The sequence below is a fragment of the Caballeronia sp. INML3B genome, assembly GCF_023631305.1.
Lineage (GTDB): Bacteria > Pseudomonadota > Gammaproteobacteria > Burkholderiales > Burkholderiaceae > Caballeronia > Caballeronia turbans.
On sequence record NZ_JALQDI010000074.1, the window covers coordinates 129,774 to 149,001 of the forward strand.

Annotated in this window: 18 protein-coding genes; 14 read left to right on the forward strand and 4 right to left on the reverse strand. The window is 58.3% G+C overall.

Annotated features, from left to right (window positions below):
- Positions 1-10: 10 nt before the first annotated feature.
- From NCS58_RS30690 to NCS58_RS30710, 5 genes are all read left to right on the forward strand, one after another.
- Positions 11-868, forward strand: coding sequence for a fumarylacetoacetate hydrolase family protein (locus NCS58_RS30690; protein WP_250538965.1), 858 nt, complete (start codon positions 11-13; stop codon positions 866-868).
- A 383-nt stretch (positions 869-1,251) separates the two neighbouring features.
- Positions 1,252-2,544 (forward strand): MFS transporter, encoded by a 1,293-nt coding sequence (locus tag NCS58_RS30695; protein ID WP_250478198.1) that lies wholly within the window; start codon positions 1,252-1,254, stop codon positions 2,542-2,544.
- Between the two features lie 58 nt (positions 2,545-2,602).
- Complete coding sequence (locus tag NCS58_RS30700) at positions 2,603-3,739, forward strand: porin (protein ID WP_250478215.1); 1,137 nt, start codon at positions 2,603-2,605, stop codon at positions 3,737-3,739.
- 672 nt (positions 3,740-4,411) lie between these two features.
- Positions 4,412-4,672 carry a DUF4148 domain-containing protein gene (locus NCS58_RS30705; protein ID WP_053572552.1) on the forward strand — a complete coding sequence of 87 codons (261 nt, stop codon included), beginning with the start codon at positions 4,412-4,414 and terminating at the stop codon, positions 4,670-4,672.
- A gap of 184 nt (positions 4,673-4,856) precedes the next feature.
- Positions 4,857-5,249 carry a DUF305 domain-containing protein gene (locus NCS58_RS30710; RefSeq protein ID WP_250478199.1) on the forward strand — a complete coding sequence of 131 codons (393 nt, stop codon included), beginning with the start codon at positions 4,857-4,859 and terminating at the stop codon, positions 5,247-5,249.
- A gap of 449 nt (positions 5,250-5,698) precedes the next feature.
- Here NCS58_RS30710 and NCS58_RS30715 read toward each other — a convergent pair whose 3' ends face one another.
- A complete protein-coding gene (locus tag NCS58_RS30715; RefSeq protein ID WP_250478200.1) occupies positions 5,699-6,589 on the reverse strand; it encodes a LysR family transcriptional regulator in 891 nt (296 codons plus the stop codon).
- Positions 6,590-6,718: 129 nt separating this feature from the next.
- Between NCS58_RS30715 and NCS58_RS30720 the strand changes: the two genes are divergently transcribed.
- From NCS58_RS30720 to NCS58_RS30730, 3 genes are all read left to right on the forward strand, one after another.
- On the forward strand, positions 6,719-7,294 hold the full coding sequence (locus tag NCS58_RS30720) for an isochorismatase family protein (protein ID WP_053572555.1): 576 nt from the start codon (positions 6,719-6,721) through the stop codon (positions 7,292-7,294).
- A 69-nt stretch (positions 7,295-7,363) separates the two neighbouring features.
- Positions 7,364-8,437: an alkene reductase gene (locus NCS58_RS30725; protein ID WP_250478201.1), complete on the forward strand. Its 1,074-nt coding sequence runs from the start codon at positions 7,364-7,366 to the stop codon at positions 8,435-8,437.
- Between the two features lie 8 nt (positions 8,438-8,445).
- The gene (locus NCS58_RS30730) at positions 8,446-9,183 is read left to right on the forward strand and encodes a pirin family protein (protein WP_250478202.1); all 738 of its coding nucleotides are present in this window, start codon (positions 8,446-8,448) and stop codon (positions 9,181-9,183) included.
- Between the two features lie 48 nt (positions 9,184-9,231).
- Here NCS58_RS30730 and NCS58_RS30735 read toward each other — a convergent pair whose 3' ends face one another.
- Positions 9,232-9,492 carry a hypothetical protein gene (locus tag NCS58_RS30735; protein WP_250478203.1) on the reverse strand — a complete coding sequence of 87 codons (261 nt, stop codon included), beginning with the start codon at positions 9,490-9,492 and terminating at the stop codon, positions 9,232-9,234.
- Between the two features lie 1,048 nt (positions 9,493-10,540).
- Here NCS58_RS30735 and NCS58_RS30740 point away from each other — a divergent pair.
- Positions 10,541-11,350 carry a DUF6338 family protein gene (locus NCS58_RS30740; protein WP_250538966.1) on the forward strand — a complete coding sequence of 270 codons (810 nt, stop codon included), beginning with the start codon at positions 10,541-10,543 and terminating at the stop codon, positions 11,348-11,350.
- A 160-nt stretch (positions 11,351-11,510) separates the two neighbouring features.
- On the opposite strand, the gene NCS58_RS30745 is transcribed toward NCS58_RS30740, so the two are convergent.
- The gene (locus NCS58_RS30745; RefSeq protein ID WP_250478205.1) at positions 11,511-11,993 is read right to left on the reverse strand and encodes an RES family NAD+ phosphorylase; all 483 of its coding nucleotides are present in this window, start codon (positions 11,991-11,993) and stop codon (positions 11,511-11,513) included.
- Positions 11,990-12,496: an antitoxin Xre/MbcA/ParS toxin-binding domain-containing protein gene (locus tag NCS58_RS30750; RefSeq protein ID WP_250478206.1), complete on the reverse strand. Its 507-nt coding sequence runs from the start codon at positions 12,494-12,496 to the stop codon at positions 11,990-11,992. The genes NCS58_RS30745 and NCS58_RS30750 overlap by 4 nt, the downstream gene beginning before the upstream one ends.
- Positions 12,497-12,896: 400 nt before the next feature.
- Here NCS58_RS30750 and NCS58_RS30755 point away from each other — a divergent pair, with 400 nt between their 5' ends.
- The 5 genes from NCS58_RS30755 to NCS58_RS30770 all read left to right on the forward strand — a co-directional run.
- Positions 12,897-13,067, forward strand: coding sequence for a hypothetical protein (locus NCS58_RS30755; protein WP_250478207.1), 171 nt, complete (start codon positions 12,897-12,899; stop codon positions 13,065-13,067).
- A 23-nt stretch (positions 13,068-13,090) separates the two neighbouring features.
- Entirely contained in the window at positions 13,091-14,587 is a 1,497-nt protein-coding gene (locus tag NCS58_RS30760; RefSeq protein ID WP_250478208.1) for a patatin-like protein, read from the forward strand.
- 307 nt (positions 14,588-14,894) lie between these two features.
- Positions 14,895-15,131, forward strand: coding sequence for an effector-associated constant component EACC1 (locus NCS58_RS34560; RefSeq protein ID WP_409219327.1), 237 nt, complete (start codon positions 14,895-14,897; stop codon positions 15,129-15,131).
- Positions 15,100-17,511, forward strand: a complete 2,412-nt coding sequence (locus tag NCS58_RS30765; RefSeq protein ID WP_250538967.1) for a caspase family protein — start codon at positions 15,100-15,102, stop codon at positions 17,509-17,511. Before NCS58_RS34560 ends, NCS58_RS30765 begins: the two co-directional genes overlap by 32 nt.
- A gap of 638 nt (positions 17,512-18,149) precedes the next feature.
- Positions 18,150-19,228 (forward strand): ISNCY family transposase (locus NCS58_RS30770; protein ID WP_409219264.1); only part of this gene is annotated, 1,079 nt, incomplete at its 3' end.

Consider the following 19,228-nt stretch of genomic DNA (forward strand, 5'->3'; position numbering starts at 1 on the left):
AGGATAAGCCATGAAGATTTGCCGCTTTAACGATAACCGTATTGGCGTTGTCCGTGGGGACAGGATTCACGACATCACGCCGCTGTTCCACGCTCTGGGTGAGCCGGGCTGGCCATATCCGCCTTACGACTGGATCATCGGAAACTTTCCTCGTATCGAGGACCAGATCGAAACGTTTCCTCGCCACGCGGATACGGTGCGGCTGTCGACGGCCAAGCTGCTCGCGCCGGTCGCCAATCCGGGCAAGATCATCGGGGCGCCGATCAATTACCGCGATCATATCGACGAGGCCAATGCGGATCAGCAGATCGCACACGGTAAGACCTTCACCACGCTCGAACAGTTTGGTTTGTTCATCAAGGCACCGACGTCGCTGAACGGACCCGAAGGTATCGTCGAGTTTCCGTTTCCGGACCGCCGCACCGATCACGAGGTGGAACTCGGCGTGGTCATCGGCAGGCGGGCCAAGAAAGTCTCGAGAGAGAAGGCGCTCGATTACGTGTTCGGTTATTGCGTGGCGCTGGACATGACGGTACGCGGTCCCGAGTTCGCGGGCTTCCGCAAGTCGGCGGATACGTTCGCGGTGATCGGTCCGTGGATCACGACCGTCGACGAGATCGAGGATCCCAACACGCTCGACCTGGAACTTACGGTCAATGACGCGCCGCGCCAGAAGTCCAATACGCAGTACCTGATCTACAACGTTCAGCGGCTCATCGAATACGCATCGGCGATGTACACGCTGCATCCGGGCGACGTCATCATGACAGGCACGCCGGCGGGCGTCGGCCCCGTGACGCCCGGCGACGTCGTCAAGGCGCGCGTCGAAGGCCTTGGCGACTTGACGATCCGGATGGCGCGGTCATGAGCCCGGAGACATCTCACAGGTGGGTGCCGGCGGCGGAACGATCCTGGTCGAGACGCTCCGGCGTCGTCACGTCGTGCGCGGACCGGATTACGGCTCCGGCGTTGCTGATGCGCGGCAAGGCGCCGTTCATGTGACCGGTCCGGAGCAGGGCGCGACGCTGCCCGGCAAACCGTGGTGGCGGGCGCTCGAGCCCTGCATCTTCGACAGCAACTAGCGTGTAACGAACAACACCATTGAAGAGACCGACCCGACTCAAAAACAGGCATCCCACAAGAGGACGACTGCTCCACGAAGTCCGTCGGGGCAGCAATACTGGAGGAAGACAAATGAAACACAAGCTGACGAAGGCCACGAACGAGGGCCGAATGAGCTCGTTCCAGAAGATGGTGCTCGTCGTATGCGTCGCGCTGAGCATGCTGGATGGCTTCGATGTGCTGGCCGTCGCGTTTTCGGCATCGCACTTGGCATCGGACTGGCATCTCAATGGTAGCCAGCTCGGCGCGTTGCTCAGCGCCGGCCTGTTCGGCATGGCGGCCGGAGGCTTCATCGTTGCACCGTGCGCCGATCGCATCGGGCGCCGGCCGCTCGTGCTGCTGTGCCTGCTTGCGATCGTCGCGGGCATGCTGGCTTCCGCATGTGCTCAGACGCTGGAACAACTTGTGGCATTGCGCGTCATGACGGGACTCGGCATCGGCGGCATGATGGTGAGCGTCGCGGTCATCGCCTCGGAGTACGCGTCCGACAAGTGGAGAAGCGCAGCGATCAGCATGCAGTCGGCCGGCTATACGCTCGGCGCGACGCTGGGCGGCGCTGTGAGCGCACTGCTGTTGGCACGCTATGGCTGGCGAAGCGCCTTCCTGTTTGGCGGCATCAGCACGGCGCTGGTGATTCCGCTTGCATGGTACGGCCTGCCCGAGTCCCTGGATTTCCTGATTGCACGGCGACCACAACGTGCGCTGGACAAGGTGAACGCCATCTTGCGGCGCATGAAGCAGGACACGATCGATGAACTGCCGCGCATCGAGGACTCTCGGGAAGCAAGCGCTGGGTCGGACGAACTGACCACGGCGCCGTCGCTGATCGGGTTGCGGACGCTCCTGATCTGGCTTGCGTTCTCGCTTGTGATGGCCGGATTCTATTTCGTCATGAGCTGGACGCCGAGGCTTCTGGTCCAGGCGGGCATGTCCGCTTCGCAAGGCGTGACCGGCGGCGTCCTGCTGAATGCGGGCGGCATTATCGGGTGCACGTTGTTCAGCCTGGTCTCGGGCCGCGGGAAACTTAGAACGCTGCTGACCTCGGCTCTGGTGGTCAGCGGCGTGCTGCTCTTAATGTTTGGTGCGAACGCTTCGCAACTCCAGTTCGCCATGCCGGCAGCGATCGCATTGGGCGCCGCGATTACCGCATGCGTCGGCGGCCTTTATTCGCTGACGCCGCTTCTCTATCCGCCGAAAACTCGCGCCACCGGCGTGGGTTGGGCAGTCGGCATGGGCAGACTCGGCGCGATCGCGGCACCGCTCCTCGTCGGCATGCTGATCGACCACGGCTGGCAGGTCCATCACCTTTACTACCTGTTCGCAGCGCCATTTCTGCTGGCAGTTATCCCTGTAGCGGCCATCTTCTTCTTCATGAAGCGACAGAAGCACTGGCGTCATTCCGATGCAGTCGAAGCCGTCTAATTCCCATACGAGAACGGCGCAATTCGCTTATCGATTCACCACTTTGTTTGGAAATCACATGAAAAGGACTTGCCTGGTTGCGGCGGGAGCCGTCTGCTTGCTTGCGGGAGCGGCACACGCGCAAAGCTCCGTCACGCTTTACGGCATCATCGACACAGGGCTCGAATATGTGTCCCATGCGAATGCGTCGGGCGACCGCGTTATTCGCATGCCCGCCATCACCGGCTCACTGCCTTCGCGATGGGGCCTTCGCGGCAGCGAGGATCTTGGCGGAGGATATCGCGCACTATTTGTTCTTGAGAACGGCTTCAACGTGCGCGCGGGCGATGCGGGTCAAGGCGGCCGTCTTTTCGGACGGCAAGCCTGGGTAGGCCTCGGTTCGGAATACGGCACGCTGACGTTCGGCCGTCAGTACACGATGACGTTCTACGCGCTGCTCGAGAACGACGTGATGGGTCCGGCCATCTACAGTCTCGGATCGCTGGACAGCTACATTCCGAATGCCCGAAGCGACAACACCATCGCCTACAAGGGAACATTCGCGGGCCTCACGCTCGGCGCAACCTATTCATTCGGGCGCGACGCAGCAGGATCCGGCAATTCGCCCGGACAGGGCACGTGCGCCGGATCGGTGCCAGGCGACTTCCAGCAATGTCACCAGTGGTCCGTGATGGCCAAGTACGACACGCGCAATTTTGGCGCGGTGGTCAGCTACGACCAGCAACGGGGTGGAACGAACGCAGCCGCCAACTTCTTTGATGGCGTGGCGACGACACCGATTCCCAGCAGCGGCGACAAGGACACACGGGCTCAGGCCAATGCGTACGTCAAATTCTTCGGCGCGACGATCTCGGGCGGATGGCTTGGACGGTGGGTCGATCCGGCGGCGCAAGCAGCAGCGAGCGTCAAGTCGAACATTTTCTATCTGGGCGCCAGCTACGTCATCACGCCTTCTCTCTATGTCGATGGAGCGGTCTACCGGATTCTTAATCACGATCACGACACGAGAGCGACGCTCAGTACGATTCGCGGCATCTATTCACTATCGAAACGAACGGCCGTCTACGCGCAGGTTGGCTTTCTTGGCAATAGCGCGAGGGCGAGATATACGCTGAGCGCCGGTGGCCCGGGAACGACGCCGCCGCCCGGGGCGAATCAGACCGGCGTCATGATGGGGCTTCGACAGCTCTTTTGAAGATCAGGCGTCCGGCGCTCACGAGTCTGAGGGCAAGGGAGAGTCCGGACTTCCGAGGACGGAGCTGCCAGCCCGGACAAGCGCCATCGTTGAAATCCACCCAAACTTGGAGATACATAATGAATGTCAGCTCTCATACTGCGGCTTCACTGGCCTCGACGTTGAACGAACGTGCGGAGCGCTCGAACCGCTTTCGCTGGTCTTGGTCCCCCGACACGTTTCAGTGGGACTGGATGGACCATCACGAAGTGCCGCTCGAATCGCATCGCTCGAACGATGGAACCGAACGACGCTGATTGCTTACTCGATTGTTTGGGCGATCTTTACCTTGGCTACCGGTTCGCGCACCGCAGGCTCAGGTTGCAGCGCAATCAGGAGTTGCGTGCAGGGTGCGCTAGCCTCGCGATTGCGCAGCACTGACCGGCGCGCCGGTGACGGCCGAGTTGGATGGGGAGGCCGTCGCGCATACGTAGCGAAGCTTGAGTAAGGCGGCGCGAGCGTCGGGTTACACCCTCCCGCCGTGCCGAAGCGCTCGTGGCATGGCGAGCGATTCTCCCATTTCCAGCGACAAACTGTCTCGCAAATCGGTATTTACCCTCATGAGACTAGCTCATAGAATTCGGGGGCAGCACTTAGAAGATGAATTGCTGCCACTCGAATCACGGAGGTTTCATGAAGGCGCTCGCCCGAATCGTTATAGCTGTTTCTTTTTTCTCTTTCGCGCTCGGTGCTTCGGCTCAAGCTGCGGGGGAACGGACCCGCGCTGAAGTGCGCGCAGAGCTCGCTCAGTACGAAAAAGCTGGGTATAACCCAGCCGACTGGATGCATTTTTCAGAGAACCTTCAGAGTGCCCGCGCGAAGATTGAAGCAACCGGAAAAGGGGCGCAGACCCATAACGAGCAATTCAATGTGACAAGGGAGCCGATTCGGTGACCGGTTCAGCTGCTAATCGCATAGGGACGTTGAAGCTGCGTTGAACGCACCTCCTGGTCTGCGCTAAGTGGGTCCAGGCGAGCAGGCATCTCTTGCTCTTACCCAAGATCTATGCACCGCGAAATGTCGGTTTCCTCGTTCACGAGCCCACGCCGGCACTCAGCGCAGACTTTTTGAGGACACAATGCCCAATTTCAGAGCGCTTCTCTTGTCAGCAGTAGTTCTCGCCTCTGCAGTAACCGGAAATGGTTGGGCGCAGCAGCCTCCGATCAACCCAGGACCTGCTGCGCGAGCATCGGACGTTCCATCGACCGACGCTTACAGAACTGCCAACCAAGCCATGATTCAAGGCAAGACGAATTTGCCATACACCGGAGATGCCGACTACGATTTCGTGGCTCAAATGACGCCGCTTTACCAAGGAGCCGTAGATGTAGCAAAAGTGGAGCTCCAGTATGGAAAGGATCCGGAGCTACGCAAGCTGGCTCAGAGCATGGTGTATTCGCAGCAGGCGCAGCTCAATTTCATGCGTACGTGGCTTCAGACACACCAGCCAGCACGGACGTCAAAGCAATGAGCGTCTACTCGCAGACGCAACGCAGGCGGGCATCTTCGTGTGGAACCGGCGCGCGCCACCCCGAAAAACACGACGCCACATATCAGTTTTAGAAGTAACCGGCGAATGAGGAGTCGTTCTCAACTAGTACAATCGCCGTTGAATTTCGTGGCTTTCCTAGCGACGCTCGGGCATTACTCAAGACGCATCTCTTCGAGACAGCGACGAGCTGCGCCCCGGCTCGCCCTGCCTTGGTGACTCCCCGATAAGCAACGGCGCTCAAATGCGCCGCATGCGTTTCCGAACAGCGGAGTAAGGTTATTGAAGCGTAGCCGGAATATACATTTCCCCCCGCAATGCCGACGTGCCAGTCGTAAGGATGATAGCAGCAGCGCTCGCTTTAAAGAGATGTCGCACTCAGACGACAGCCAAAGCGTCACTTCTTAGTAGGCTCGATCGATCTGAGCAAATCACTGTTGCGCGGCGAGCCGCTTAATCAGCCACGAACCGGCCGGTCCCGGCGGCGCATCCGTCCGGTACATGATTTGTAATGGATACATGCCGCCGGGAAGCTCGGGAATGTCGAGGCGAACCAAACGACCTGATGCAAGGTCGTCGCGCACCGAATGTTCGGGCATATAACCCCACCCCAGGCCGGCGTTCAACAATGCTCGCTTCGCTCCGAGATCGGAAAGCGACCACGTCTCCGGAGCGAACACAGCCATTGTCGTCTTGTCTTCAAAGGCGCTCCGCACGGTAAGTAGTATTTGCCGATGATGCTTCGATGCGCCCACAACACCTCGTTCGGGCCCCGCTAAAGGATGAGATGGAACGGCGACCGGCATCATCTCGACGGCGCCAATCGCCACGCGCTCAAGATCAGTTTCGTCGCTATGCAGCAGTCCTCCAATACCTAACCGCGCCACCCCTTGCTGAACTAGCCGCGACACCGCGCTTAAGGCCTCGACATTGAGCCTTATCGTGACGGTGGGGAATTCTTCTTCAAAGGCCCGGATGGCGTCAATCAGCCTTTCAACCGGGAGCATGACATCAACGACCAGCGTTAATTCGGGCTCTAAGCCTTCAAGAATGCCGGCGACGCGTGCTTTTAAGTCGTTGAGTCCCCCTGCAAGATTGCGCGCCTGTGCAAGCACGATTTTCCCATTATGGCTCAGAGTCAGTCGTCTTGAATTGCTTCGATCAAACAGTTCGATCCCAAGTTGCTCTTCAAGTGCCGCTACCGAGTAGCTAATTGCCGAGGTAGCGCGGCTCAGTCGCCGCCCCGCGGCAGCGAAACTACCCTCGTCCACCACGGTTATGAAGACGCGAAGCTGGTCGAACGTGGGCGTGCCTACGATCATCGTATTCAAAAGTTTTGAACAACAAGAACGGCATTTTACGGCTATTTCGAAAACGCGATCAAGGTTAAATTTGAAGCGTGCCCAGGCGAGAAGCGCCTTGGCAAAAATCTCAAAGGATAGGAGTTAGCCATGCATAAGAAAGCCTTTACCCCGGAAAACGCCGCAATTCTGTTGATCGATCACCAAGTTGGAACTCTTGCCTGGACGCATTCGCACGACTTAAATCTGGTGCGGGAAAATACCTTCAAGCTGGCGCGGATCGCAAAAGCGGCCAAGATTCCTGTGGTGCTCACATCAAGCATGGAAGACCGTGCTCAGGGGCCTTTGCTCCCTGAGCTACAGGAGATACTTCCGGAAGCCTTCGCTGCCCGTATTAAGCGGCCGGGCATTGTGAACGCTATGCACCACGACGGGTTCAATGAAGCAGTTGCGGCTACTGGACGTACGAACCTAATTGTCGCAGGTGTCACGACGGACATCTGTGTCAACTTTCCGGTCCTTCAAATGCTCGATGAAGGCTATGAAGTCCAGGTGTCGGCGGACGCGTCAGCATCGAACACCAAATTCGGTAATGAGATCGCGCTGCGCCGCATGGAGAGGGCCGGCGCTGTCATTACGACGGTCGACCAGATCATCGCTGAACTTGCTGTCGATTGGACTACTCCTGTCGGCCAGCAGCTTGTCGCCATTCTGAACTACCACTAAACAACCGTCTTACCGGCACGCCTCACTGCATCGTCCGCGGACGCTTAAAGCAATCTTGGAGTACCCATCATGAATCAATTGTTTTGCCCGGTGCGCATCGGCCGGAATCAACTGTCGAATCGAATGGTCATGGCACCGATGACGCGCTCGCGAGCGCTTGGCGATGGAACGCCCGGCCCGCTTGCAGCGCAATACTACGCACAGCGCGCGGGCGTCGGTCTGATCGTGGCGGAGGGCACTCAGCCGTCCGACGACGGTCAGGGCTATCTGGCGACCCCCGGCATCTATACCGATGGGCATGTAGCAGGCTGGCGAACTGTCATCGAAGCTGTACATGCAAAAGGCAGCCGCATGTTCATTCAACTGATGCACGTCGGTCGCATGTCGCATCCTGATAATACGCCCCACCATCGTCAAGGCGTAGCCCCGTCCGCCATTGCTCCGGGGACCGGAATGTTCACCGCCACCGGTATGCAGGATATTCCGGTGCCGCGAGCGTTGCAGACGGAAGAGATCGCCGGAGTAGTAGAGGAATTTCGTATCGCGGCCCGTCGCGCCATCGAGGCCGGTGCGGACGGCGTCGAAATCCACGGTGCGAATGCGTATCTTGTCCACCAATTTCTGGCGCACAGCGCCAATACACGCACGGATCAGTATGGCGGGTCGATCCAGAACCGCAGCAGGTTCGCACTGGAAGTCGCTCGCGCGGTTGCGCAAGAGATTGGAGCTGACAGAACGGCTATTCGATTGTCGCCGGGCCTGTCGATCTGGGGTATCGACGAGGGTGACGAGGGACCGGATTTGTATCGCTATCTCGTCTCCGAACTCGATAAACTCGGGCTAGCGTATTTGCACATTACGATCAAGGACAACGACGCCTTGCTGGCGGAGCTTCGACAGCGGTGGTCGAACCCACTGATGCTGAACCGGCCCGGTCGCACACCGGCCGAGGCAGGAAGCGATGTGGCATCGGGCCTGGCCGATCTCGAGTCCTTCGGGCAACTCGTGCTGGCGAACCCCGACTTTCCCGAGCGGCTGAAGCTCAATGTGCCGATGAACAAGCCGGACCCGGCCACGTACTACGGCGGAACGGATGTAGGGTACACGGACTACCCTTCGCATAACGAAACGTTGGTTGCGTAAGGAAAATTATGTTCTCGCTTACACCACTAGAAGCGTTCACGCACGGCGATGACTTCCGAGCGCTCTCCGTGCGCGATTCGGAACGCATTCTGAATCCGTTTCTCGGTGTTGATCATGCGTGGATGGGTGGCCCGACGTTCCCGCCTCATCGTCACGCCGGAATGTGCGCGGTCTCCTATCTCTTTGCCGATTCGGAAACCGGTGTTCTTAACCGCGATTCAATCGGCACACGCAACCTAATCAGGCCCGGCGGGATGCACTGGATGACTGCCGGTTCAGGGATCGTTCATGAGGAAGTGCCGGCCGAGTCGGGAAAGACCGTTCACTCACTGCAGATTTTCGTCGACCTGTCGGACGAGAACAAGAGCCTCGATCCATTTGCGTTGATCGTCGAGCCTGAAGACGTTCCAGTCGTCCAGCGAGGGGGAGCGACCATCAGGATTCCCGTCGGCAATTTCGACGGAGTGCGTTCGCCGGTAACTCCGCCAACGCCGGTGACGATCCTCGACCTTTCGCTGGCGGCAGGGGCCGAGATCCGCATTCCGCTTTTGACTGCCGCAACGGGTCAGACGTTGTTCGTCTTGGTGATCAGCGGCGCAATCGCTTGTCTTGGTCGGCGCTTCGACGCCGACGGACCCGCGATTCCCGTAGTTCGTGGACCGCGGAAAGAGGAGGGCGTCACCGTCGCGGCGGCGGACGGACCCGCACAGGCAGTCGTATTCATCGGTGCACAGCTGCATTCATGAAGCATGAAAGCGCGAGTATCGCCTTTCCAGCCGTACTGAGGCCGTCAATCAGCAGGCCTTGGCGATTGTCTGATTACGCGTGTCGGTTGACTCGATCAAGTCCATCAATGCGCACGCGACGGCCAACTGTGCCGGTAAGAGGTGCCGCGCTTCGAGAATTCGCATGACACGACGCCGCCAGTAAGTAAGCGGCAGAACCGGTCTTGCGGCCGCGACTTCCAATGCGACGGCGCGGTGCAGATGCTCAAGATCCGCGTCGATCAGCAACAGTTCATAAGCGGCTGAGGGCGGCAGATGGTGTTGTTCCATGCCATCATATCGGCACTGGAGCGACTTTCCTAAGCCCTCGCCGATGAAATTCGATCTGATGCAGCGGAACCTTTGCGAGATCCTCGGGCTCCAGTAACTGCGTGATGAACAGCAAGGCCGGTTAAGTCGCCGTCGATCTTCTCACGGCGGGCGATCTGGTGTAGGTCGGTTGCATGGATAGTTCAATCAGCGAGCATGCGGACTGTACTCGCGCGGCGAGCGCCGCGCGACCCCTTTGACTCAATCAATGGGTGAGCGAGAGCCCTCACCGAAATAATTGTTTCGAAGCGCCTGCACTGCCCATCAACAGACCTAGCAAAAAGCTCGAGACCGCAACGATGCCCAGCACGGCCAGCGGATTTTCGCCGGTCTGATCTCGAACAATGTCCACCTGCGGCCCGCGAACTCTTGAGTGGTCCTGGCGACTTGCCCGATCCTACCTTTGATTTGACTCATCGGAGTACGGCGCAAGTCGGCAGGAGGGTCGGCTCGCGCGCAGGCTAGAACAGATTGCGAACCATGGTCGACTGCGTTGACCGGCGAAAACACGCTTTAATTGCATACCATATTTGACATAATTGTTTCTATCGATTTTTCGTAGTCTGTTTAAATCTACAGCACAGGCGGCGGCGACGGCACCGTGACGTGCACCAAGACAGTCGAGCCTCGCTGATTGGTCAGTTCGTGGCGGCACGTGACAGCTCAGCCGGCCTTGAAATATACTTACCCTGCCGCTAAATCTTCCTGCGACAAGATACTCAAGCCTCGCAGGGTGTGCAATTATTACCTATTGGTTTGCTGAGCCTCGCTCCTGACACAAGCTAATAGCCGCTCCTAACGAGCTGCGCTATGCTATTGAGTAGACTGCAAACTTGGTCGTGATGAGTTCAGATGTCAAAGCGCTCAAACGATCCGCCTCCGGCATGAAGGCGTTGCGTACGATCGCTGCCAGCAGCAAGACGAACCGCGACACAAGGGTTGAACTTCGTGACGCGAATGGAAAACGGCACTCCGTCGTGATGAAGGTCGTTAACAGCAAGGGATAAGCTTGAACATCGCTTTCCCAGCTGTCCTGCTGTTTGCCTTACTCTTCCCCGGCATTGTCTTCTATCACTTCTATCAAGATCGCGAGGTACGCGAGGCTGACTTCACGCCGTTTAGCCGCGCTCTGTTCATCGCGATTTTGGCCGCCTGCATTCTAAATGCAACGACGACGGCTATCGTGCATTTCGGCTGGGGATACAACATTCTCGTCGGAGATATCCTGCGCCTCTTGATTGGGGGCACCAGCCCCTCCGCACAAGTTTCGCTGAACGCGGCTACTTTGCGGTTGAACGAGCATCCGTTCGAGCCAATCGGGTTCCTCTTTATATCCATTTTCCTTGCCATCGCGAGCTCCCTCGGATGGAGATGGGGGGTGCGCGGACTCGGCCTCGATCGCTCGTCCTCTCCGTTTCAATCTCTCATACGTGCTAGCGCTCCCTGGTACTACCTCTTTCGGGGTATCGATGCACTCGAGCAGCCAGATGCAGTGCTCGTCGCAGCAATCGTCTCGTTGAAAGATGCGTCGTACCTGTACACCGGTATCCTGGAGGACTACTTCCTCACATCTAAGGGCGAGCTTGATCGCCTCGTTTTGAGCGGCGCCGCCCGACGCAAGCTCGAAAAAGACCACGAGGAAGGCAAGCAATGGGACGACCGGTTCTACGCGATCGATGGCGATTACCTCGTCATCCGTCAGAGCGAGTGGACAACACTGAACTTCAAGTACCTGATAGTTCAGGGAACGGTGCCCGACGTTGCCGAGGTAGAAGCCCTGTCGACCAACGACGGTTGTGACCCGACGTCGTCGGTTTGACAAAAATAGTATTCTCGCATTTTATGTAGTTGTCCTAAACGAGTAGAAATGCGGTTGGCTACGGCTCCTTTGACCACAATACGCAAGCAAGTGATGCCCATCAATTTATATGGTAATACTACTTTCTCAGGGGCCGTCAGAAATCTGATATTGGGCTGGCTCATCGCGTCGCTTGACCAAATAGCCGCGGATCCAGCGTAAAGGGTTCTGCGCTTATGACCTTGATGCGCGCCATCTCAGGATGCATGGGATTCAGGAGCAGATTGAAATCACTTGGGCAGACGACGGACGGTACGCGCATCGCCAATTGTTCACCAGCCTCAAGCCATTGCCGGCCGAGCGCTCTAGTTGCCGGGGGGTCGCGCGTCAGATCTGCCCAGCCTTCGGGTAGAACAGGTATGAACGCGGCGTCATAGGTGGCGTCTGGTACTTCCAGCGTCACTAGAAAATACCCGCCAGCCGGCAACAACCCTGCCATGTGCACCAGCGCTTCAAGTAGTGCCGTTGACGCGTGGCAACAGGAGTAAAGGACACGCATTCCGCGCGGGTTCCATCGGCCGCCGGCGATCGCCGCACCGTTGCCGCTCAGATCATCGGCGCGGTAATAGCCACGCCGTTCTTTCGCGAGGCGGTAAAGCCTCATGCGGATACGCCGTGAATGACGCGCAGCAGAATCTCGCGCACGCGATCGTAGCCGGGTTGGGAGTCGAGGACCTCAAGCGGGCTGAGTCCCGCGAGCTCCGCATTCGATCGTTGCATCCATGCTGCAGCTAACGCCGGATCCTCAAACACCTCGACAGCGAGTTGACGCACGTACAGAACGCGCGCGACGCGGTCCGACTCGGCCGGCGACAAGCGCTCCTCGCGTGCCATTTTGCGCAGGATCGTTGAACTCGGCAGGTTGAGATTCGCGAGCAGCGTTTGCACCGGCACGTGCAACAAGTCCTTCGCAACGCGCTCAATGATCGCCGCTTCCATGCCTTCGCGGATCTGCCGACGCTGCTCGAGAGGGTCGAACCGGATGAGGAACGTTTCAATATCGTCGGTCTGGGCGACGGATTCACCAGCGACAACTAATGACTTCGTTGCATGCGGTGCTGCTGGACGTGTGGGCAGATGGCGCCCGGGCGGTGGATTCGAGCGCATGATTTACGGCCCCCAAATGAGAATATTGTGATTCCCATTGTAGAGGTATCCCAAACGAGAATCAAGCTTGTCCCGTTTGGGAAGCCGGTCATGCGGCCGCGGATCAGGTTCGCCATGCTAGGACCTGATGCGCTCTAAAAGAACCACGGCTTCACCGCCGGTCCATAGTTTTCTACCACGTGGTAGCCGCAGACGCAAACAAAAGGGGTCGGTTCGCCGCGGCGCTACGAATTCCAACCAGCCGTTAAAGGGTGAACGTGGCGCGAAGATTGAACGCTTGGTAATGTGCCGAGAAGTGTGCAGAAAGTTCGAAGGCAGGAAGATGCCGAAGGAAGGGGTGGCCGTGGTGTAAGTTGATGAATGTCCAGTTCTTCAACCTGCCCTCAGGAGGGCTTACGCCATGGCCACGACCAAGCGTATTACGAACCGGCCGCCAGTGGAAGCGCTGGTGGCCGGCGACCGGGACCTGATGAAGGCGCTCATGAAGGATGCGCTTCAGGAGGTGCTCGAAGCAGAGATGAAAGAGTTGCTGGGCGCATCGCCCAACGCAGCTCCGCGCGCGTCGACGTAATCAGCGGCACGAGCGCGGGCGGCGTGAACGGCGCGGCACTGTCGCTCGCCCTCGTATATGACAGCGACTTTCGCACGCTGCGCGACGTGTGGATGGATATGGGTACGTTCGGGGACTTGCTGCGCGACCCGCTTGACAAAAATCCAGGATCGTTGCTCCGCGGTGATGAGTATTTCCTTCCACAAATCAAGGAGGCGTTCAGCAAACTGGCGAAGGCCGATCAAGCCGCTGAAGTCAATGAACCGTGCCCCAACGCGCCGGAGCGGATGCCGATCGACCTGCGCCTTACTACGACACTCTTGCGCGGCCGCCCCGCCTGCACAGTCGACGATCTTGGTACGCCCGTTGGCGACATGGACCATCGCGCGCGCTTTCGCTTCCAGCACACGGATGGCGAGGATGGCGTGGATCATTTCAAAGATCGCGTGACGCTCGTGGAATGGCTCTCGCGCGCTGCGCGGTCGACCGCCTCGTTCCCCTTCGCCTTCGAACCGTCAAAAGTCCGGCCGAGCCACGCGAAGGACAATCTTGGCCAACTACTCGACGTCAACGATACCCCAATCGGCGATCAACCGAGGAACTTGCCGCGCTGCGTGGTTGATGGCGGCATTCTCGACAACAAGCCGTTTCGCGGCGCGCTGCGCTCCATCTTCGCAATGAAGACGCAACGCAGCGTGCGGCGCGTGATCGCGTATATCAATCCTGACCCGGGCAAGTCGGCACAGGAGGTCAAACCGGTGACCACGCCGATTACACCAAACATGTCGTACATCCCGAGCCCAACGGAGCCAGATCCGCAACTTGGAGCGGTGGTCGGGTCGAGCCTGTTCGGCATTCCGCAGTCGCAGGCGATCATCGATCAGTTAAACGAGGTGCAGGCGCATAACGCGCGGGTGCGCACCCGCCGCAACAAGGTGCTGGATATCGTCGGCCAATTTGTCGCGAAGGCGAACCATCCGACGTGCAAGACCGCGCCGGATCCCGAAACCACGGCCTGCGCGCTGTTCGAGTTGTATCGCAAGCGTCGCATTGCCTACACGTTCGACACATTTGTCAACGTTACATTGCCCGCCGCGGCGCTTAATGACCCGACGCTGAACGATGTCGTGAGCATCATGGGAAAGAACGTAGCGCAGATCATTCGACTAAAGTTCGAGAACGCGAAGGGGATCGAATGGATCCCAAAGAGCTGGCCGAGCGACGACGACTGGGACGGAGCCCCCGACAGAGGACCGTGCGCGCGCAACGGGAAATGGAACTGGGGCCAGCTTCCAGTTGATTTCGCCGCGAAGGTCTTGCTCAATCTACTGCGACTCACAACCGAGGAGGTGATGCGCTTCATCGAAGAAGCGCGAGCCACTCAGACCGGACTGGAAATGCCGGAGTTGGTTGAGCGGATTGCCGAGCGGTTCGGCCTGACGGTGCAACAGCGCTGTGCGCAGGCGGCCAGCGTGTTGAAGTTCTTGCTGTTCGTCGCAAGGCCGCGATTTTCTCGGCTAGCTTCGCAGTCCCAGGAGTGACGGTTCGTGTTACGACTGGACATGTACGTTCCGCGCAGGTTCGAAAGCATCGCAGGCAGATCATGCGAATTGCGTACGTTTAAACTTCAGAGGCTTGCCTACGCGCGCTGACTCGACGAAAGTGTCTTGGCATCTTGAGTCAAGCTTGGAAGCAGTCTGCTCTCCCAGCAGTACCAGCACACCAACCTGGGTAACTCGAACGAGTGCACAAGCGTCCCGCTAAGCAGCTGGTCGCCAGGAAGCTGGTCTCGACGCATCGCTCGTTCATGGCAAACAAGAGAATGATTCAAAGGGAGATGGTGCTGCTCTGCAAATCGTACTGGCGATACTTAGTGGCGGAGCGGCCACCCAGCTTATCCAGTCAGTCTTCAATTTCCTATTCGCGCATCCGAAGCATGGGATAGAGGTGACACGTCCAGACGGGGCTACCCTTAGGATTTCGGCCGAGACAGTCAACGCTCAAGGTGAGCGCGCCTTCGATACTGTCAGGCGCTTTCTGGAGGAAGGCCCCGATGCGCCGAGTAGCGTTGTTGATCGGAAATGACCGGTTTTCTCCAGGCTCGGGACTGCATGACCTTAGGTATCCCTCGCGTGATGTAAGCGAACTCGCGCCAGTCTTGCGTGATCCATCGATTGGAGCGTATGACAGAGTTGAACTCTGCGTCAATGGCACCAAGGACGAAGTGCTTGGGAAGCTCGCAAGCTTGCTTGATGAAGAACGGGGCGCAACTGCACTCTTCTACTACTCGGGTCACGGAAAAGTTAGCGACAGCGGCCGCCTGTTTCTGGCAACCAAAGATACGAGGGAGCGCTTACTGTCCGCGACCGCCGTGGCTTTTAGTCATGTGCTCGAGGTCAAGGATGACTACGGCTGCAGCCGCTTCTGCGCAATACTCGACTGCTGCTACGCAGGCCTTGGATCCACCGATGTGAAAGGTAGCGATGCGGACCGAATCCGTTCCTTCGTTGAGGGAAGCGGAGTCTATTTCCTCGGCGCAACGTCTGCGAGCTCAGTGGCAAAAGAAGACCGCGAACTCGGGCACGGCATCCTAACAGCGGGGATGCTCGAGGGATTCCGCACCGGCCTGGCGGATGTTGATCACGACGGGCGGATAACAGGTTCCGACCTGTTTGCGTGGTGCCGCGAGTATTCAGCAAATCAGGGACGTCAGCGACCCGTTCAGGTAAGCCGCCTAAAGAGCGATGAGATCGCGATCGCATATTCAGTTCAATTTCTGGACCCGCGGGTTGCGGTCCTCGTCCGCGAAAGAGTCTTCGAATGTCTTGAGGAGAAGTGCCTTCCCGCCGAACTGCTACGGCGATTGCGCACCCCCCTTTTTACACGGGACCGACTGCCGCTTCCGCTCGAAAATACCTTCGAGGCGGATTTTGTTCGCTACGCACAAGGTTCACTATCGATCGACAAGTTGATAGATCGTCACACGCCCCCCTCGCCTGCACCTTCATACCCTTCTCGGACTCATCCTCCTCGCGAACAAGCCGTGCCGAGAGGACACGAAGAGCGCAGTGCAGATGCGGCTCCGCACGCAGCGGAGAAGCGGGCCTCCTCAACTGGAAAAATTCGAAGCGGTTCCAGCGAAAGCGCAGAACCGGAAAAGACGAGCAAATGGAGTGTCATTATCGCCTTGCTTTTTATTGGATCGATAGCGTCATGTATCGCGTTGATTAGTCAGCGAAAGAGTTCAGAGACCGCGTTCCCCACGGCAACTTCCGACTCGCGGGTTACTCCTCCCGTCGCACGAGAACAAGCTTCGCATGTTGAACAGACCATCCCGTTGGCACCGGCTCCGCCTGCCGAACAGGGCGTCGCAGGTTCTTCCGCATCGAACGAATTGGCCCAATCTGAACGCTTCCATCATCCGGGCAACGTGATTCTTCCCGATAATCTGCCCGAGGCTATTATTTCTCCTGAAGTGACCAGAAGTTCGCAAAGTATGTTGCCTGAGGTGGTCGGCAGAGTTGGAGCGCGGGAGCAAATTAAGCGAAAGATTTTGCCGTATCCTGGGGATCTTTTTCGCCTGCCCAACGAACGATACGCGCTGCTTTGTGGTTGGCGGACGGACACGAACAAGCACAACGTCACCGTCGTGAACTTGTTGGATCAGGTACCGGTCCGAGACCTTGTGCCAGTACCGACAAGATGTCATTCGCTACAGTTCCTGCCAAACGTCGGCAAGCTGTTCGTACAGGGTGGCGCGGAAGACTCAATGTTGTGGAGGATTGACACTGCGAACGGAAACGTCCTTACAGTGCCCATCTTCATCTCCGATTTCAGCGCGTCATTCGACGGTATGACCGTCGCTTTCAGATGCGCGCTCAAGTCATACCACGTTAAGTGTCAGGAAAAGGGTGGATTGATCGATATGCGCAGCATGCGGGTGTATCGACGAATCGACTTTGACGTGGTCCGATTTGAGAAAAATGGAGAACGTTATGCGTACTCGATCAGCAATATCCTGCAGATCGGACATCGCATGCGAGGCGATATCGGCCCGTCTATTCAGTTTCCAGGCAAGATACGAGTGATCCAATTCTCGCCGGATGGGCAATATCTATTGGTCGTTGACGACGCTTCTGAACAAAAGCGCTCCCGAGTGTCCACATGGCACATTGACACTAGAAAGCAGATCTCTGAAGTAAAAGTACCCAATACTACGCTTCGCCCAATAAGCCTGCCCGATTTCACCGACGATAGCCGGTACGTGACATTCGCCGACTGGACTACGGACCTAAAGGTCTATCGTTTTCCTTCGATGAAATTATTCGCGACTCTACGTGCTAAGTCTGTAACGTCCTCTCGCGGCGACGAGGACTGGTACGAACGTCCAATCTTCGCGGACTCAGGCGGGTGGGTGTTTACAAACGACAATTATTGGCTGTTCGGTTGGAAGCTATCGCGGTAGAGCGGTAGAGCAAATCCGCTCCCCAGCATTCCGAGGCGCTCCGTGCGAATCAATGGGATTCGGTGATGCGATTAACGGTCTCGGCATAAAGGTTCCCATGATCGACCGGTCTCATTTTTCGAGACGCCCGCTTCGACAAGGATCGATGTAGGAAAGGTTCTGGCCCTGGGTCAGAAGCGAGTACTCGAGCAGCCACGACCACCAAGTCGGCGTGACCGTCTGGACCGTGGTCGCCCCGTCCGTTCTTGTCGACGAGCCCCAGGAGCTGAGCGATGAGCTGTCGGTCCCGTACTTTGTGGCGTTGTGGCCGCCCTTCTTAACCGCCTTCAGCAGCGTGATCGAGTAGAGCTCAATGACGATAGAAAGGCGCTGTGCCCAAGCGATCGAGCGTGGTGTTGTCTCCAAAGATGAGGGTTGTCGGCGAACGCATAGTCCGGTACCGGTTTGGATGGACGGCGAGATGCGCGATCTGACCAATTCAGCAAGCTCGCTTCGAAGTACGAATCCTTTGACATAAAGGCAATTGCCGAATTTATAAAGTGTTGCGGCTTTATCCTAATGTCGTGTTCTGGCTATTTACAGATGTCGGGTTTTTAACCGGTGGCAAGCTGGCGACTGTTCGTCAGCGGGAGTCCGCCATGTCACCGAACCCACCTGTGAGCTTGACCATGCGCGAATGGGACAGACTGAAGGTTATCGAGGCGGTAGTCGAGTCGGGTTTGAAGCCCGGACGCGCGGCAGAGCGTTTGAGCCTGACGGTACGCCAGATCGAGCGGCTGGTGACGCGCTATCGTGAGCACGGACTGCAAGGCGTGGCTTCGGGCAAGCGTGGCCGACCGGGCAATCGCAAGCTCGACGATGCCTTGGCGCAGCGCGCCGTGAGCATTATCCGAGAGCGCTACGCCGACTTCGGCCCGACTTTGGCGCGCGAGAAGCTCGAGCAATGCCACGGCATCCGGCTGGCCAAGGAAACGGTGCGGCATCTGATGACCGAAGCGGGCCTATGGGTGCCGCGCCGGCAGCGCCCGCCCAAGGTCTATCAGCCGCGCGCGCGCCGTTCGTGTCTGGGTGAACTGATTCAGATCGACGGCTGCGAGCATCGCTGGTTCGAGGCGCGCGCGCCACAATGCACGCTGCTGGTGTACGTCGACGACGCCACCAGCCGGCTGATGTTGCTGCATTTCACGCGCAGCGAGTCGACTTTCAGCTACTTCGAGGCCACGCGCGCGTACATCGAGCGCCATGGCAAGCCAGGCGCGTTCTATAGCGACAAGTTCACGGTGTTTCGCAATGCGCGCGCGGGCAAGACCGGCAACCCCATGACGCAATTTGGCCGGGCCATGTACGAGCTCAACATCGACACCTTCTGCGCCAATTCGAGCCCGGCCAAGGGTCGCGTGGAACGCGCGCATCTGACCTTGCAGGACCGGCTGGTCAAGGAATTACGCCTGCGCGGCATCAGCACGGTGGCGCAAGCCAACGCCTATGCGCCCTGCTTCATGGCCGACTACAACGCGCGCTTTGCCAAGCCACCGAGAAGCGACCATGACGCGCATCGTTCACTGCGCGCCGACGAGAGTCTGGAGCGGGCGCTGACGTGGCGCGAAGCGCGACGGGTCACCAAGACGCTCACCGTGCAATACGACCGCGTGTTGTATCTGCTGGAAGATACCGACGCGAACCGCGCGCTGATCCACCGTGACATCGAGGTGTGGGA